This is a genomic window from Streptomyces sp. MST-110588 (genome assembly GCF_022695595.1).
GTDB lineage: Bacteria > Actinomycetota > Actinomycetes > Streptomycetales > Streptomycetaceae > Streptomyces.
Genome location: NZ_CP074380.1, coordinates 1,752,818 through 1,768,303, shown reverse-complemented (window position 1 = coordinate 1,768,303; position 15,486 = coordinate 1,752,818). Strand labels below are relative to the sequence as shown.

The following is a 15,486-nucleotide window of genomic DNA, read 5'->3' as shown; positions in this document are numbered from 1 at the left end:
GGGCGCGAGGTGGTCGACGGTGCCGGCGGCTTCGATGACACCGGTTGCCGGGACGGCGTACCGCTCATATCGCGGCCTCCTCTCGGGAGTCGTCGGGCTCTTGCCGGGACGTGGCGGTCGTGTGCCGCGACGTGGCGGTTGCGTTCCGGGACGTGGCGGTTGTGTTCCGCGACGTCGCGGTCCGCGTGCTTTTCCCGGACGGACCGGGGAGTTCGCCGGATGTCCGGTGAGGTGGAGGAACACCTCGTCGAGGGTGGGACGGCGCAGGGCGATGTCCTCGGCCTCGATGCCCGCCGCGGACAGGGCCCGGACGGTGCCGGTGAGCGCCGCGATCCGGTCGCTCACCGGCGCGCTGACGCGGCGGCCGTCCTCGTCGCTCTCCACCGCGCCGCCCGCTCCGGCCGCCCGGGCGACCACGGCCGCCACCGCGGCCACCTGCTCGCCGCGCCGTACGACGACATCGATACGGTCGCCGCCGAGCCGGGACTTGAGCTGGTCGGCGGTCCCCTCGGCGATGACCTTGCCGTTGTCGACGATCGAGATCCGGTCGGCGAGCTGGTCGGCCTCCTCCAGGTACTGGGTCGTGAGCAGTACGGTCGTACCGCCGCCGACCAGGGAGCGGACCGCGTTCCAGACCTCGGTACGGCCACGGGGATCCAGCCCGGTCGTCGGCTCGTCGAGCAGGAGCACCTGGGGTGATGTGATCAGCCCGGCGGCCAGGTCCAGCCGTCGCCGCATGCCGCCCGAGAACTGCTTCACCGGCTTGGTGCCGGCGCCGGCCAGGCCGAACCGTTCCAGCAGTTCGGTGGCGCGGCGCGCTGCCCGGCGCGCGCCCAGATGGTACAGGCGGCCGAACATCTCCAGGTTCTGCCGGCCGCTGAGCTCCTCGTCCACGGCTGCGTGCTGGCCGAGCAGGCCGATGCGGTAACGGACGTCCTCCGCCTGCTTCATCACGTCGTGGCCGGCCACCTCCGCCCGGCCGCCGTCGTACCGCACCAGTGTGGAGAGGATCCTGACGAGTGTGGTCTTTCCGGCGCCGTTGGGCCCGAGCACCCCGTGAACGGTGCCCGTGCCGACGGTGAGATCGAGACCGGAAAGAGCCGCTTTGTCGCCGTACCTCTTCCGTAGGTCCTCGACGAGGATCGCGTGGGTGTGCTCCTTCAAGGCACTGGCCTCCACTTCTCGGAGCGATTGAGTAGTCAATGTTGACTAGTGAGGGCGTCACCGTACTCGCGTCGATCCGACTGGTCAAGTTTGATTAGCTGGGGCTGGGTCGCTGGTGCCGAGTTGGTGCGGGTCGTACGAGGATGCGCGAGGTCACGCGGTCTGTGGAGGCGTCCGGTTCGCCGGGCATCCGGTTCGCCGGGCGGGCGGAGCGGACCGGGTGTGCTCGGTGTGCTGGGCGGGCCGACCGCGCCGGAGGCCCGCCGTGGCCTCGCTCCACCCCGCCCGGCCTGGACGAATCCGCCGCCCGGCGACGAGGCCCGATGAAAGCCGCTCCGTGGGGGATCGCCCGCAGTAATATGGCTTTCACTGATAGTAGTTCGTTCGTCGGCGTGGCCTGACGTCTGTCGAGCCGAAGATCACTCCTGGGGAGAGGTGGGCACGATGGAGCGGGTGCGCAATGCGCTCCAGGACGTGATGACCATCAAGGGCGCGCTCGGTTCGGCCATCGTGGACTACTACAGCAGGGTCACGCTGGCCGCCATCGACGGGGGTGTGGGCTTCGACCTGCACGAAGCCGGCATCGGCGACACGGATGTCGTACGTGCCAAGCTCCGTACCCTCGAAAGCCTCGGCTACTCCGTCGACAGCGTCGAAGACATCCTGATCACCCTCACCAAGGAGTACCACCTCATCCGGCCGGTCATGCAGCGCAGGCTCCAGGGGATTTTCATCTACCTGGTTCTGGACCGCAGAGATTGCGAACTTGACCAGGCCAGAGCGCAACTGCGCGAGATAGAGGCGTCTTTGGAGATCTGACGGGTGCCCCTACAGGCGCTCCGGGGCGTCAGATCGGCGTAGGGGCCAGTCCCTGCGCGCGCCACACCGTGCCACGGCGCTCATAGGCGAAAAGCTGCTCGACGGAGTGTGCGACGCGTGGGCCCAGTTCGCGTTCGAGCAGATACAGGCCGAGGTCCAGGCCGGAGGTGACACCCGCCCCGGTGACCAGGTCCCCGTCGTCGACGACCCGGGCATCGACGGCAATCGCCCCGGCGGCTTCCAACTGCGACATCGCCGAGTGGTGCGACGTCACATGACGGCCCTTGATCAGTCCGGCCATCGCCAGTACGACGGACCCGCCGCACACCGTGGCCACCGTCAGCCCTGGTTTGTCGTAGGCCGTCTTCAGCAGCCCCGCCAGTTCGGACCGTATGCTGCGAGCCAATATGTCGACAATGGCCTCTTCGGCCGCTCCCGACTCCGCGATACGGCCGGACGCTCCGGGGACGACCACCAGGTCCGCGCGCTCCGGATCGAGCCGGCCGGTGGCCCGCAAGGACAGCGGGACCGTACCGCTCGGCACCTCCCGCGCCCCCTCCGCCGACACCATCTCGACGCTCACCGCCCCACCGCCGGCCAGCCCTCCCGCGTACAGCACCTCATAGGGAGCGACGACATCCAGAGGATCGAACCCATCGAACAACACGAACTGGACGTGCATGGTGCATCAGTCCTTCCGGGAGACGGCGGCCCCGCGACCGGGTGCCGGAACCGACGCTAGACGGGACCCGGGGACGCCCATAGTGGCGTGATTGCCACACCTCAACGGATTCTCGCCAGGCACCGTCCCCGTACGCTTACCGTCGAGCCATGCACACGCTCACCGTTCTCGCCCTTGACGGCGTCATCCCGTTCGATCTCGCCACTCCCATAGAGGTCTTCACCCGGACCCGGCTCCCCGATGGCAGCACGCCCTATCGCGTACGGATCTGTGCGGCGTCCCAGGAGATCGACGCCGGAACGTTCGTCCTCCGCGCACCATGGGGCCTGGAGGCGCTGGCGGAGACGGACACGATCGTGCTGCCCGGCTGCACCGACCCCACCGCCCCCATACCGGCCGAGGTCCTGCGGGCCCTGCGAGACGCGGCGGGCAAAGGGACCCGAATCGCCTCCATCTGCTCCGGCGCCTTCATCCTGGCCGCCACCGGTCTCCTGGACGGCCTGCGGGCCACCACCCACTGGTCGGCGGCCTCCCTCCTGGCCGCCCGTCACCCTGACGTCACGGTCGACCCGGACGTGCTGTACGTCGACAACGGACAGTTCCTGACCTCCGCCGGAGCCGCCGCCGGCCTCGACCTGTGTCTGCACATCATCCGCCGGGACCACGGGTCCGCGACGGCTGCCGACGCCGCGCGGCTCTCCGTGATGCCTCTGGAACGCGAGGGCGGGCAGGCCCAGTTCATCGTCCACGATCAGCCGCCGGCCCCGGCCGGATCGACGATGGAGCCGCTGCTGCGCTGGATGGAGGAGCACGCCGAACAGGATCTGACCCTGCATGAGATAGCCGCCCGCGCCGGTATGAGCACCCGCACCCTCAACCGCCGCTTCCGTGACCAGACCGGCACCACCCCGCTCCAATGGCTGCACCGGGCGCGGATCCGCCGCGCCCAGCACCTCCTGGAGACCACCACCCACCCGGTCGACCGCATCGCCACCCGGTCCGGCTTCGGCTCCGCCACCGCCTTCCGCGACCGCTTCAAACGCGTGGTGGGCACCACCCCGTACTCCTACCGCCGCTCATTCCAAGGCGCGCGGCCGGAGCCGATTCCGTCGACGAGTGGACGCAATCAGTCGATGTGATCGTGACATGGGGGAAAGGGGGATAAGGCGGGGGTGGGAGGGGAAGGAGGAGAGGGCAGAGGGAGAAAGTCAAGGGCGGGGGCGAGGACGGGTGAAGGCGGGACGGGGCTCGGTACGGTACGCGGGGTACGGCGCCGGCGCAGGTCAGTGGCCATCGTGCGGCGTGGCGAGGGGCGGGCCGACGGCCTCGTGCGTGTGTCGCGTCCGGCGAGGTATATGTGTTCATCCCTAGAATTGCGTGATGCAGATATCCCAGACGTCCCAGGTACCCGGCGTGGCGCTGTACGAGGTGATTCGGTGAAGGGGCCCGATGCCACCGACGAACAGTGGGAGGGGCTCGCGGAGGTCGTGCCTCTGCGCGGCGGTGCCGAGTGGCCGTCCTGGCCCGACCACCGTGCCCTCCCCGAAGAGGAGGAGGAAAGTGAGGCGGCGCGGCGTTTCGTCGTCATCCGCGTCCAGACCTTCGCCGACGCCCGGGAAGTCGCCGAGTACTTGATGGCGCAGCTCCCCGTACTGCTCGACCTCACCAGCGCGGACACCGACGTCGCCAAACGCATCCTGGATTTCGCCAGCGGTGTCGTCTTCGGGCTCGGCAGCGGCATGCACCGCGTGGACACCAACGTCTTCCTGCTCGCGCCCGCGGGACCGAGGTGGAGGAGCCGCACGGCAGCGCTGTACCTCGATCGTAGGAAGACATTTAAGGCGTAACGGTTTTCCTGCCCGGGTGTTGCATACCGTCCGCATATGGACACTGACAGTGCTCGTCCGGCGGTCACCGCGCTACGGCTGTCCGCCTTCAAGACACACCGTGGTGTGAACCTGCCGCTGGAACCGCTGACCCTCCTGACCGGGCCCAGTGGCAGCGGCAAGACAAGCGCCCTCCAGGCGTACGAGATCCTCGCGCGGCTCGGCAGCGGGGCCAGACTGGAGCGTGCCGTGACCGCGGTGACGGGCGAGCCGGCCGGGTGCGTTCCTCAGTGGGCGCGGCCGGACGGGCAGCGACGGCGCGGTTTCCGCATCGGCTGTACGGTCGACGGTCCGGCCGGTCCGGTCACGCTCGATCTCGCCGTACAGGCCGAACCGGAACTGCGCATCGTGGGCGAGCGATTGACCGGCGGCGGTAGGACCCTGCTGTCCACGGCCCTGACCGACCCGGAGCGCCGTGCCGTCCAGGCCGCCTGGCACACGGCCGGCATGACGCCGGTGACACGTGCGCCGCTGCCCGACGACCTGCTCGGTACGGCCCTGCTGCCGCTGCGCGTGGCCGGCAAGACGGAAGGCCAGCGGCTGGTGTTGGCCGCGGCGGAGCAGGTGGTGGTCGCGCTGCGGTCGGTCTTCGCCTGCGACCCGCGTCCGGAAGTCATGCGAAAGGCCGTGGGGGCGGCGAGCCCGAGGAGTGGCGAGGCCGGCGGGTGCGTCAGGGAAGGCGGTGGGGGAAGCGGCGGTGGGGGAAGTGGCGGGGGAGGAAGCGGCGGTGGGGGCAGGGCCCACGGGACGGGGCCGGTCCGGGGCGCCGGCGATTTCGGTGACGGGCGGCTGCGCGGTACGTGCGACAACCTCCCGGCCGTGCTGGAACGTACGAGTCGTGAGTGCGTGCGACGGCACGCGGCGTTGGTCGAGGCGGTACGGGAGGGATGCGTCGGCCCCGTGGAGGGGCTGCGGACGGAGGCGGTGCGGACGGCCGGGGCGGCGGAACGCGCGGGCCTAAGGACGGGCATGAGTACAGGGGCCGGTGCCGGTGCCCGTGATGGTTCGGGCGGGAGCGCCGGCCCCGGTACGGGCACCGGCCTGGGCCCGGGCGCTGGGGCGGGTGCCGTACGCGCCCTGATCGAGCGGGGAGAACTGGGAGCCACGCCGGTGGAACGGCTGGGGGACGGCGAACTGCGGTACCTGGCGCTGGCGCTGGTCCTCCTCACCGGGCCGGGAGTGCTCGCGATGGACCCGGTGGCCGAGGTGCCCTCGGCGAGGCAGGTGCTGACGGTGGTGGCGGACGGCCTGGACCGCTGCCTGGACCGGCGGCAGGCGCGCGCACTGCTGGCACTCGCCGTACGGATGGTCGAGCGCGGGCACATCAGACTGCTGGGGACGGTACGGGACGCCTCGGCCGTGGAGGGGCTGCCCGGCGTGCGGGTGCTACACCTAGGGGCATGAACGAGGATCTTCACGCATTGCAGCGGCGGCTGGCGGAGTTCGCCGCCGCCCGGGACTGGCAGCAGTACCACACCCCCAAGAACCTGGCCGCGGCGCTTAGCGTCGAGGCGTCCGAACTGGTCGAGATCTTTCAATGGCTGACCCCGGAGGAATCGGCGAAGGTCATGTCCGACCCGGGCACGGCCGGCCGGGTCGAGGACGAGGTCGCCGATGTCCTGGCGTACCTGTTGCAGTTCTGCGAGGTGCTCGGCATCGATGTGCTGGCGGCGCTCGCGGCGAAGATCGAGCGGAACGAGACGCGCTTCCCCGCCGGGCCGGGCAGGACGGGACAGGGCGGATGATCCGGTAGCGGAACAGGTCCGAGCGCTGAAGCGCCGCCGGGGAGGCTGGGTGGCGCGGTGAGCGATTCGGTCGGTTCGTGCAAGAGGATGGAGCCGATTGTCACTCTATGGAGTGACGGATCTCTCCACACCGTCTTAGTTGTCCATAGATTTGCGAATTCCTCTGGCCTTTTCGGCGACTCGGCGTCACGCTGGGTAATGAACGACGGGAGCGGCACAGTCGGCGACGATTGAGGGAGGGGGCGCGGATGGACGCGGTGCGCATCATCGCGGCCAGTCGGTGCGGTCTGGCGAAGGCACGGACGGTTCACGAGGTCGTCGTCGAGGCATGGCAGGCGCAGGCTTTGGCGGAGGCGGTCGGCAGCCATCTCGCGACAGCCGGGCCGCATGAAGTCCGGTCCCGTGCGGAGGGATTGGGTGACGCGGGAGGGAGATCGGGTGGGACGCCGGTGTTTCCGGTGTCAAGGGCGGGAGGGCTGCGGGCGGCCCAGCTCTCCGAAGTACGGGATACCAAAGCCACCCTGACGAGTCTGTCCGGACTGCTCGGGGAGGTGTGCGAGGCGCTGGTCGGCGTGGTCTGCGCGGCGGACGAGGAAGGGATGTACTGGACCTGCGTCGAGGCGATGGATGCGGCCGACGAGTCGCGGGACCGGGTGTCCGCGATATTGAAACAGCTCGCGGTGCGGGACCGGGACCCGGCGTGACCCCGGCTCGACCCGGCCGGTACCGGCCGGGCTCCATAGGGTCGCGGAGGCAGTCCGGGAATCAGGGCGCGTCTGACAGGTCGGTGCGAGGGGAGGAACTGGAGGTGGTGTCATCGCCGGCCGGATAAGAAGCCGGGGAGCGGAGGCCGATGCTGAGGTCGGAGAGGTCGGCATTGAGGGCGGCCATCAGCTCGTCCATCTGCTGCAGCAGTCCTTTGGGGGCGCCTTGCTGCTGCGGCACGGCGGCTTCTTCGGCTCTGACTTCCTGGGTCATACGGCCTCCTCGGCCCTGGCCTCCGCAGGGGAGGCAGTGTCGCGGGTGACGATGTCGGCAACGGTCGCCGACGCCTGGGTACCGGTGTTGCCCGGCTCCGCTCTCGCCAACGATCTACGATCGCCGCGGTCACTGGCAGGGACGCCCGGTTGCGACGTGTTGACGAATATTCACCCGAGGGAGGAAGTCTGTCGTAGGGCCAGTACTGACGATTGACGCACATCTCAGCGTGCAGGATGGAGGCATGGACCTACGCATTTTCACGGAGCCCCAGCAGGGGGCCTCCTACGACACCCTGCTCACGGTGGCCAAGGCCACCGAGGACCTCGGCTTCGACGCCTTCTTCCGTTCCGACCACTACCTGGCCATGGGCAACGCGGACGGGTTGCCGGGCCCGACCGACGCCTGGATCACTCTCGCGGGCCTGGCCCGGGAGACCGAGCGCATCCGCCTCGGGACGCTGATGACGGCGGGCACCTTCCGTCTCCCGGGTGTGCTGGCCATCCAGGTGGCACAGGTGGACCAGATGTCGGGCGGACGGGTGGAGCTGGGCCTCGGAGCCGGCTGGTTCGAGGAGGAGCACCGGGCGTACGGCATCCCGTTCCCCAAGGAGAAGTTCGCGCGACTGGAAGAGCAACTGGCGATCATCACCGGTCTGTGGTCGACCGGGACCGGAGAGGAGTTCAGCTACGACGGCAGGTACTACCAACTGGAGAAGTCACCCGCACTGCCCAAGCCCGCTCAAGACAAGGTGCCGGTTCTGATCGGCGGGCACGGCGCGACCCGGACTCCGCGGCTCGCGGCGCAGTACGCGGACGAGTTCAACATCCCCTTCGCCTCGCTCGAAGACAGCGAGCGCCAGTTCGGACGGGTGCGGGCGGCAGCCGAAGCCGTCGGGCGCAAGGGCGATGACCTGGTGTACTCGAACGCACTCGTGGCCTGCGTGGGCAGGAACGACGCTGAGGTGGCGCGGCGTGCCGCGGCCATCGGACGGGAGGTGGATGAACTGAAGGCCAACGGTCTGGCGGGTTCGCCCGCCGAGGTCGTCGACAAGATCGGACGGTACGCCGCCATCGGAGCGTCCCGGGTGTACCTGCAGATGCTGGACCTCGACGACCTGGACCACCTCGAACTCATCTCCGCACAGGTGCAGACCCAACTCACCTGACCCCAACCGCCCTGCGTCGCGCGGCAGCTACCACCACCTGTCCCTACCCGGCGGCGCCCCAGGCCGCCGTATCCCCGAACCACCGTACGGATGTCCGCACCATCCAACGGCAAGGCAGCCCATCCCGACCGGCCGACGTGGGGGTGGGTGGAGGAACCGAGGCCAGAGACGTGGCAGCCCGATACGTCGCAGCCCGGGGCAGGGCTGCACGGGCCGCGGTCGCCCGAGCCGGGGCGGCGCGACTCGGGCGGGTGCGGCCCGGGGAGGCGCGGCCCGGGGAGGCGCGAGGGTCGGGACAGACCAGACCGGGCCGAGCCGGGGCGCCGGGATGGTGAAGGGGCGACTCGAGTCACCGCGACCCGAGTCGCGACAAACCCGACCCGAAGCGGCCCGGCACCGGGTCGCGTGGGTCCGAAGAGACTGCTCAGGGGAGAGGGAAGAGAGGGGAGGGGGGAGGGGGGGGGGAGAGAGCCGTAGCCGCCGGGCAGTAGTCGCCGCTGCGCAGTCCTGGAGGGCTTCATTCCTGGGCGCGCAGCCCCGGACAGCCATGGCTTGGGCGAGCTATGCCCGGGCAACTGCTCGGTTCGGGTGGAGGCCGAGGTCGTACAGCCTTGCGGCATGGGCGCCGGCGCAAGGCGGTCGGCCTCACGCCTGAGGCAGACAGGAGCCAGAAACCTGCCGGTCCTGGCGGGGACGGACCCGTCGGCCGTGGGCGGGGATCTGCCGGGCCGAGGGGTGGGCCCCGCTGGGCGGTGGGCGGGAGCCTGCAAGGGGCGTGGTGAGGGTTCGGTCCTGGCGAGGACCCGTCGGGCCGTGGGCGGGGGCTGCTGGGCTGGGGGTGGGGACCCGTCGGGCCGTGGGCGGGGGCTGCCGGGCCGAGGGATGAGGTTCCGCCGGGCTGGGGTGAGGGCTTGCCGGGCGAGGGCGAGGACTCGTCGAGCTGTGGGCGCGGGACCTGACGAGCCGAGAGGTGGGCACCTGCCGGGTCGCACTCGGGGACCTGTCGAGCCGGGATGTCGGGTCGGGATGCGGGGGTCTGCTGGGTTGGGGGCGGTGGGTTCGGTGCGGTGGATGGTGGGCGTTGGGTGCCGTGCATTGGGTGCCGTGTGGGGGGTGGTGGGCGAGGGGGAGGGGGTGGGGTGGTGGGGGGAGGGAGGGGAGGGGAGGGGAGGGGAGGGGGCAAAAGGGGTGGGGGTGTAGGGGCGGTTGGTGGGGGCGTTCAGGGGGCGGTGTTGGTTGCGGGAAGGGGGGCGCGTTTTGGGTGCTGGTTGCGTTGGGTGGGGGCGGGGGGCGTTGCTGTGGGGCTGGGGGTGGCCGGTTGCTGGGGGCTGTTGGGGCTGGTGGGGGGAGGGGAGGGGGGAAATCGGGTGGGGGTGGGGTGGGGGTGGGGTCATACTCGGTGGGGTGTTCTTGACGATAGGTACTTCGGGCGGGGTTGGGCGGCCGGCGACCGATCTGGGGTTTTTGCTGCATAAACATCCCGGAAAGGTGCAGGCGTTCTCGACGGCTCAGGGCACTGCGCATGTGTTCTATCCCGAGGCGGACGAGGACCGGTGCACGGCCGCGCTGCTGCTGGAGGTGGATCCGGTCGCCCTGGTCCGTCGTGGGCGGGGCAAGGGGCGTGGGGGGTCGCCGGACGCGGCGCTGGGGCAGTATGTGAATGATCGGCCCTATGCTGCCTCGTCGCTGCTGGCCGTGGCGCTCGGTGGCGTCTTCGGGAGCGCGATGCGGGGGCAGTGCAGGGCCCGACCCGAATTGCCGGGGCTGGCGTTGCCGCTGCGCGTCGAGGTGCCCGCGCTGCCGGCGCGGGGTGGGGCGGAACTCGTACGCAGATTGTTCGAGCCGTTGGGGTGGGCGGTATGGGCCGAGGCGGTGGCGCTGGACGAGACGTTCCCTGAATGGGGTGACTCGCCATACGTACGGCTCGGGCTGGACGGCGAGATGCGGCTTTCCGAGGCGCTGCGGCATCTGTACGTGCTGCTGCCGGTGCTGGATGACGCCAAGCACTACTGGGTCACGGCCGACGAGGTCGACAAGCTGCTGCGTGCGGGCGAGGGCTGGTTGGAGGGCCACCCCGAGCAGGAGCTGATCGTCGGCCGTTATCTCGCACGGCGCCGGGAGCTGACGCGCGACGCGTTGGAGCGGCTGGAAACAGGACAACTAGAGGGCGAGCAGCCGGAGTTGGGACGGTCGGAGCTGGCGCGGCTCGCCGAGGTGGATGACACGGCCGTGGAGGAGATCGACAACGCCGTGGACGAGGCGGCCGACACCGAGGAGCGCCCGGTGCCGCTGGCCGTACGCCGGCGCGCGGCAATCATGGCGGAGCTGCGCGCGGCCAGGGCGGCGCGGGTGCTGGACCTGGGCTGCGGTCAGGGTCAGTTGCTGTCCGAGTTGCTCGCGGACCGGCAGTTCACCGACATCGTGGGCATGGACGTCTCGATGCGGGCGCTGCATGCGGCGGGCCGCAGGCTGCGGCTGGACCGGATGCCGGAGCGGCAGGCGCGGCGGGTGCGACTGCTCCAGGGATCGTTGGCCTACGTCGACAGCCGGCTCAAGGGGTATGACGCGGCGGTGCTGAGCGAGGTCGTCGAGCACGTCGATCCGCCGCGGCTGGCGGCACTGGAGTACGCGGTGTTCGGCGCGGCCCGGCCGCGCACCGTTGTGGTGACGACGCCGAACGCGGAGTACAACGTGCGCTGGGAGTCGCTGCCCGCCGGGCACGTACGCCACCACGACCACCGCTTCGAGTGGACGCGGCAGGAGTTCGGGGAGTGGGCTCGTGGGGTGGCCGGGCGGCACGGGTACGTCGTGGAGTTCCGGCCGGTAGGGGATGAGGACCCCGAGGTCGGGCCGCCGACCCAGCTCGCCGTGTTCCGGCTGGGCGGTGGCGGTGGCGATGGCGATGGCGACAGAGACGGGCACGGGCACGGGTACGGAGACGACAGCCAGGAGAAGAAGGAGAAGGGGGGCTTGGTATGAGTAGCCTGGCCGGTTCCGGGGCCGGCGGCCCGTCGCAGGGTGAGGCCGAAGGGACGCAGGGCATTCGGAGGGTCGGTGTTCCGGATCTGTGCCTCGTGGTGCTGATCGGGGCGACCGGCTCCGGCAAGTCCACCTTCGCCGCGCGCCATTTCCGGCCCACCGAGGTGATCTCCTCCGACTTCTGCCGGGGGCTGGTGAGCGACGACGAGAACGACCAGAGCGCCAGTGCCGACGCCTTCGACGTCCTGTACTACATCGCGGGAAAGCGGTTGGCGGCCGGCCGCCGGACGGTCGTGGACGCCACGAACGTGCAGTCCGACGCCCGCGCGCAGTTGGTACGGCTGGCGCGCGAACACGACGTCCTGCCGGTCGCCGTCGTCCTGGACCTGCCCGAAGAGGTCTGCGCCGCGCGCAACGCGGCACGGCCCGAGCGGGCCGGGGTGCCGCGCCACGTCATCCAGCGTCACCAGCGCGAACTGCGCCGGTCGCTGAAGAACCTGGAGCGTGAGGGCTTCCGTAAGGTGTACGTCCTGCGCGGTGTGCGGGAGGTCGAGGACGCCGAGGTCGTCACCGAGCGGCGGCTGAACGACCTGCGTCATCTGACCGGCCCGTTCGACATCGTGGGCGACATCCACGGCTGCCGCTCGGAGCTGGAGACCCTGCTCGTCGAGCTCGGTTACGAGCTGACGCGCGATGACCTGGGCCGCGCCGTGGACGCCCGGCATCCCGAAGGCCGTACGGCGGTCTTCGTCGGTGACCTCGTCGACCGCGGCCCGGACAGCCCCGGTGTGCTGCGGCTGGTGATGGGCATGGTGGAGGCCGGCCATGCGCTGTGCGTCTGCGGCAACCACGAGAACAAGCTCGGCCGTTATCTCGGGGGCCGCAAGGTCCAGCACTCCCACGGCCTGGCCGCGACGATCGAGCAGTTGGAGCGCGAGGCGGCCAAGGAGGAGGCGGCGGAGGCGGTCAGGGAGAAGGAGGCGGTCAAGCAGGAGGAGGCGGCCGGGGAAGCGGTCAGGGAAGCGGCCGAGGATGGCGCGGAGGGGGCGGCCGGTGCCCGTACCGGCTCCCCGGCGGACGCCCGTCCCGCGTCCCCCCGCTTCCGGGAGCGTGTCGCGGCCTTCGTCCGGTCCTTGGTCGGCCACTACGTCCTGGACGGTGGCGGGCTCGTCGTCTGCCATGCCGGGCTGCCCGAGAAGTACCACGGCCGCACCTCCGGCCGGGTACGGTCCTTCGCGCTGTACGGCGACACGACCGGCGAGACCGACGAGTTCGGGCTGCCGGTGCGCTACCCGTGGGCCGAGGAGTACCGCGGCCGGGCCGCCGTCGTCTACGGCCACACGCCCACCCCGCGCGCCCACTGGCTCAACAACACCATCTGCCTGGACACCGGCTGCGTCTTCGGCGGCCGGCTGACCGCGCTGCGCTGGCCCGAGCGGGAACTGGTCGGCGTACCGGCCGAACAGGTCTGGTACGAGCCCGCCAAGCCGCTGGCCGCCGAGGCGCCCGGCGGCGCGGACGGCCGCCCCCTGGACCTCGGCGACGTCCGGGGCAAGCGGGTCATCGAGACCCGCCACATGGGCCGGGTCGCGGTCAAGGAGGAGAACGCCTCCGCCGCGCTGGAAGTGATGAGCCGCTTCGCGGTCGACCCGCGGCTGCTCCCGTACCTCCCCCCGACGATGGCGCCGTGCGCGACCTCCAAGGTGGAGGGCTATCTGGAGCACCCGGCGGAAGCCTTCGCCGGCTACCGGGCGGACGGCGTACGCCACGTGGTCTGCCAGGAGAAGCACATGGGCTCCCGCGCGGTGGTCCTGGTGTGCCGCGACGAGAAGGCGGCGCGGGAGCGCTTCGGAGTGCCGGAGGGCGTCGGCGGGGCGGTCTGCACCCGTACGGGCCGTCCGTTCTTCGACGACGCGGCGAGGACCGGGCACCTCCTGTCGCGGCTGCGCCGCTCCGTGGAAGCAGCGGGCCTGTGGGACGAACTCGCCACCGACTGGCTGCTGCTGGACGCCGAGCTGATGCCCTGGTCGCTGAAGGCGTCGGGCCTGTTGCGGCAGCAGTACGCGGCCGTGGGGGCGGCGTCCGGCGCCGCCTTCCCCGGCGCGCTGGCGGCGCTGGAGAAGGCCGCCGCGCGGGGGGTGGAGGTGTCCGGTCTCCTGGCGCGGCAGCGCGAACGGGCCGGGGACGCGGAGGCGTTCGTACGGGCCTACCGGCGTTACTGCTGGCGTACGGGGGCCGGCGAGGCCGGATGGAACGGGCTGGACGGACGGAATGGGCTGGACGGGCTGACGGAGCTGGACGGGCCGGTAGGGCCGACCCTGCCGACGGTGCCGACCCTGCCGACCGCGCCGGACGGAACCACCGCGCCCCACGGAACGACCGGGCTGGAAGGCGTCCGGCTCGCGCCGTTCCAGGTCCTCGCGGTCCAGGGGCGCAGCCTCGCCGCCACACTGCCGCACGACGAGCAACTCGCCCTCATCGACCGCCTCATAGCGGCCGAGGCCGAAGCCGATACTGATGCCGGGGTCGGGACCGGTACCGGAACCGGAGCCGAGACCCGTCTGCTGGCCCCGACCCGCCGCCTCGTGGTCGACACCGGCGACGACGCGTCGGTCGCGGCCGGCGTCGCATGGTGGCTGGACCTCACCGCGGAGGGCGGCGAGGGCATGGTGGTCAAGCCGTTGGAGGCGTACGTACGCAAGGAGGACGGGCGGCTCGTGCAGCCGGGCGTCAAGTGCCGCGGGCGTGAGTACCTGCGGATCGTCTACGGGCCCGAGTACACCCGCCCGGAGAACCTGGAGCGGCTGCGCGCACGGAACCTGGGGCACAAGCGGTCGCTGGCGCTGCGCGAGTACGCGCTCGGTCTTGAGGCGCTGGACCGGCTGGCGGACGGCGAGCCGCTGTGGCGGGTGCACGAGGCGGTCTTCGGCGTACTGGCGCTGGAGTCGGAGCCGGTGGACCCGCGGCTGTGAAGCGGAGCCGGTGGACCCGCGGCTGTGAGGCGGAGGCGGTTCAGGACGCACGCGCGGCGCGGTAGGACCGCCGGTAGTCGATCGGAGGTACGCCCACCGCGCGCGTGAAGTGCCGCCGGAGGTTGGCGGCCGTGCCCAGGCCGCAGACCTCCGCCACCCGGTCCACCGGCAGGTCGCTGCCCTCCAGCAGCTCCCGGGCCCGGGCGATGCGCTGGGCCTGGAGCCACCGCATCGGTGTGGTGCCGGTCGCCGCGTGGAACCGCCGTACGAGCGTGCGCGGGCTCGTGTGGGCCCGGCGGGCCAGGTCGGCGACGGTCAGCGGCCGGTCGAGGCTCTCGCGTGCCCAGTGCAGCAGGGGCGCGAGTGAGTCGTCCGTACGGGGCGGCAGCGGCGCCTGGATGAACTGGGCCTGGCCGCCGGGCCGGTGGGCGGGGGCGACGAGCTGCCGGGCGAGGGTGTTGGCGGCCTCGGTACCGAAGTCCTCGCGGACCAGGTGCAGACAGACGTCGATGGCGGCGGTCGCCCCGGCGCCGGTCAGGACGTCGCCGTGGTCGATGTACAGGACGGTGGGGTCCACGCTGACGGCCGGGTAACGCTCGGCGAGCAGCGCCGCGTACATCCAGTGCGTGGCGGCCGTACGGCCGTCCAGCAGCCCGGTCGCGGCCAGGGTGAAGGCGCCGGAGCACAGGGAGACCAGGCGGGCACCACGGCGGTGCGCGCTGCGCAGGGCGTCCAGGAGCTCGGGCGGCGGGTCGCCGTGTACGTCTGCCGAGGCCGGCACCAGCACGGTGTCCGCGGCGACCAGCTCGGCTGCGCCGTAAGGGGTGTGGGCACGGAACCAGGAGCGCGCGTGCGGGTCGGCTCCGTCCGTCCCGATCGCGCAGACCCGCAGGTCGTACCAGCCGTCGGGGGTGTCGGGCCGGTCGGTGCCGAAGATGTGGCAGGGGATGGCGAGTTCGAAGAACGGCATGCCGTCGGTGACGGCGACGGCGATCGTGGGCATGGCAGTAATGTAGCGGGTGCTGTCACTACTGCCACTCGTCGTGGATCTTTCCGGACACGATGCTGATCGGCATGACGACTTCTCCAGTCC

General features: G+C 71.2%; 12 protein-coding genes and 1 pseudogene. 9 read left to right on the top strand and 4 right to left on the bottom strand.

From position 1 onward, the window contains the following. Nucleotides 1-222: 222 nt before the first annotated feature. Nucleotides 223-1,164 (bottom strand): annotated as a pseudogene (locus KGS77_RS07775) (ATP-binding cassette domain-containing protein); the annotation flags it as partial. A gap of 444 nt (nt 1,165-1,608) precedes the next feature. Here KGS77_RS07775 and KGS77_RS07770 point away from each other — a divergent pair. Then, nucleotides 1,609-1,983 carry a hypothetical protein gene (locus KGS77_RS07770; protein WP_242579728.1) on the top strand — a complete coding sequence of 125 codons (375 nt, stop codon included), beginning with the start codon at nt 1,609-1,611 and terminating at the stop codon, nt 1,981-1,983. Nucleotides 1,984-2,011: 28 nt separating this feature from the next. Here KGS77_RS07770 and KGS77_RS07765 read toward each other — a convergent pair whose 3' ends face one another. After that, a complete protein-coding gene (locus tag KGS77_RS07765) occupies nt 2,012-2,665 on the bottom strand; it encodes a DJ-1/PfpI family protein (protein WP_242579727.1) in 654 nt (217 codons plus the stop codon). A 149-nt stretch (nt 2,666-2,814) separates the two neighbouring features. Between KGS77_RS07765 and KGS77_RS07760 the strand changes: the two genes are divergently transcribed. From KGS77_RS07760 to KGS77_RS07740, 5 genes are all read left to right on the top strand, one after another. After that, the gene (locus KGS77_RS07760) at nt 2,815-3,804 is read left to right on the top strand and encodes a helix-turn-helix domain-containing protein (RefSeq protein WP_242579726.1); all 990 of its coding nucleotides are present in this window, start codon (nt 2,815-2,817) and stop codon (nt 3,802-3,804) included. A 297-nt stretch (nt 3,805-4,101) separates the two neighbouring features. Then, the gene (locus KGS77_RS07755; protein WP_242579724.1) at nt 4,102-4,512 is read left to right on the top strand and encodes a cell division protein SepF; all 411 of its coding nucleotides are present in this window, start codon (nt 4,102-4,104) and stop codon (nt 4,510-4,512) included. Between the two features lie 36 nt (nt 4,513-4,548). Further along, entirely contained in the window at nt 4,549-5,955 is a 1,407-nt protein-coding gene (locus KGS77_RS07750; protein ID WP_242579722.1) for a biotin transporter BioY, read from the top strand. Then, entirely contained in the window at nt 5,952-6,296 is a 345-nt protein-coding gene (locus KGS77_RS07745) for a nucleotide pyrophosphohydrolase (protein WP_242579721.1), read from the top strand. The genes KGS77_RS07750 and KGS77_RS07745 overlap by 4 nt, the downstream gene beginning before the upstream one ends. 248 nt (nt 6,297-6,544) lie before the next feature. Continuing rightward, nucleotides 6,545-7,000 carry a DUF6099 family protein gene (locus KGS77_RS07740; protein ID WP_242579720.1) on the top strand — a complete coding sequence of 152 codons (456 nt, stop codon included), beginning with the start codon at nt 6,545-6,547 and terminating at the stop codon, nt 6,998-7,000. Nucleotides 7,001-7,061: 61 nt separating this feature from the next. On the opposite strand, the gene KGS77_RS07735 is transcribed toward KGS77_RS07740, so the two are convergent. Beyond that, the gene (locus KGS77_RS07735; RefSeq protein ID WP_242579719.1) at nt 7,062-7,274 is read right to left on the bottom strand and encodes a hypothetical protein; all 213 of its coding nucleotides are present in this window, start codon (nt 7,272-7,274) and stop codon (nt 7,062-7,064) included. Between the two features lie 244 nt (nt 7,275-7,518). Between KGS77_RS07735 and KGS77_RS07730 the strand changes: the two genes are divergently transcribed. From KGS77_RS07730 to KGS77_RS07720, 3 genes are all read left to right on the top strand, one after another. Continuing rightward, a complete protein-coding gene (locus KGS77_RS07730; RefSeq protein ID WP_242579718.1) occupies nt 7,519-8,442 on the top strand; it encodes an LLM class F420-dependent oxidoreductase in 924 nt (307 codons plus the stop codon). Nucleotides 8,443-9,846: 1,404 nt separating this feature from the next. Continuing rightward, the gene (locus KGS77_RS07725) at nt 9,847-11,421 is read left to right on the top strand and encodes a 3' terminal RNA ribose 2'-O-methyltransferase Hen1 (RefSeq protein WP_242579716.1); all 1,575 of its coding nucleotides are present in this window, start codon (nt 9,847-9,849) and stop codon (nt 11,419-11,421) included. Continuing rightward, nucleotides 11,418-14,393, top strand: a complete 2,976-nt coding sequence (locus tag KGS77_RS07720; RefSeq protein ID WP_242579715.1) for a polynucleotide kinase-phosphatase — start codon at nt 11,418-11,420, stop codon at nt 14,391-14,393. The genes KGS77_RS07725 and KGS77_RS07720 overlap by 4 nt, the downstream gene beginning before the upstream one ends. Before the next feature lie 40 nt (nt 14,394-14,433). Here the strand turns inward: KGS77_RS07720 and KGS77_RS07715 are convergent, their stop codons facing one another. Next, on the bottom strand, nt 14,434-15,396 hold the full coding sequence (locus tag KGS77_RS07715; RefSeq protein ID WP_242579713.1) for a helix-turn-helix domain-containing protein: 963 nt from the start codon (nt 15,394-15,396) through the stop codon (nt 14,434-14,436). Nucleotides 15,397-15,486 lie beyond the last annotated feature (90 nt).

Bases quoted from the DNA above. Each gene is read 5' to 3' on its own strand.
- KGS77_RS07730 (WP_242579718.1), top strand. From the start codon at position 7,519: ATGGACCTACGCATTTTCACGGAGCCCCAGCAGGGGGCCTCCTACGAC.
- KGS77_RS07750 (WP_242579722.1), top strand. From the start codon at position 4,549: ATGGACACTGACAGTGCTCGTCCGGCGGTCACCGCGCTACGGCTGTCC.
- KGS77_RS07770 (WP_242579728.1), top strand. From the start codon at position 1,609: ATGGAGCGGGTGCGCAATGCGCTCCAGGACGTGATGACCATCAAGGGC.
- KGS77_RS07740 (WP_242579720.1), top strand. From the start codon at position 6,545: ATGGACGCGGTGCGCATCATCGCGGCCAGTCGGTGCGGTCTGGCGAAG.
- KGS77_RS07745 (WP_242579721.1), top strand. From the start codon at position 5,952: ATGAACGAGGATCTTCACGCATTGCAGCGGCGGCTGGCGGAGTTCGCC.
- KGS77_RS07760 (WP_242579726.1), top strand. From the start codon at position 2,815: ATGCACACGCTCACCGTTCTCGCCCTTGACGGCGTCATCCCGTTCGAT.
- KGS77_RS07715 (WP_242579713.1), bottom strand. From the start codon at position 15,396: ATGCCCACGATCGCCGTCGCCGTCACCGACGGCATGCCGTTCTTCGAA.
- KGS77_RS07765 (WP_242579727.1), bottom strand. From the start codon at position 2,665: ATGCACGTCCAGTTCGTGTTGTTCGATGGGTTCGATCCTCTGGATGTC.
- KGS77_RS07735 (WP_242579719.1), bottom strand. From the start codon at position 7,274: ATGACCCAGGAAGTCAGAGCCGAAGAAGCCGCCGTGCCGCAGCAGCAA.
- KGS77_RS07720 (WP_242579715.1), top strand. From the start codon at position 11,418: ATGAGTAGCCTGGCCGGTTCCGGGGCCGGCGGCCCGTCGCAGGGTGAG.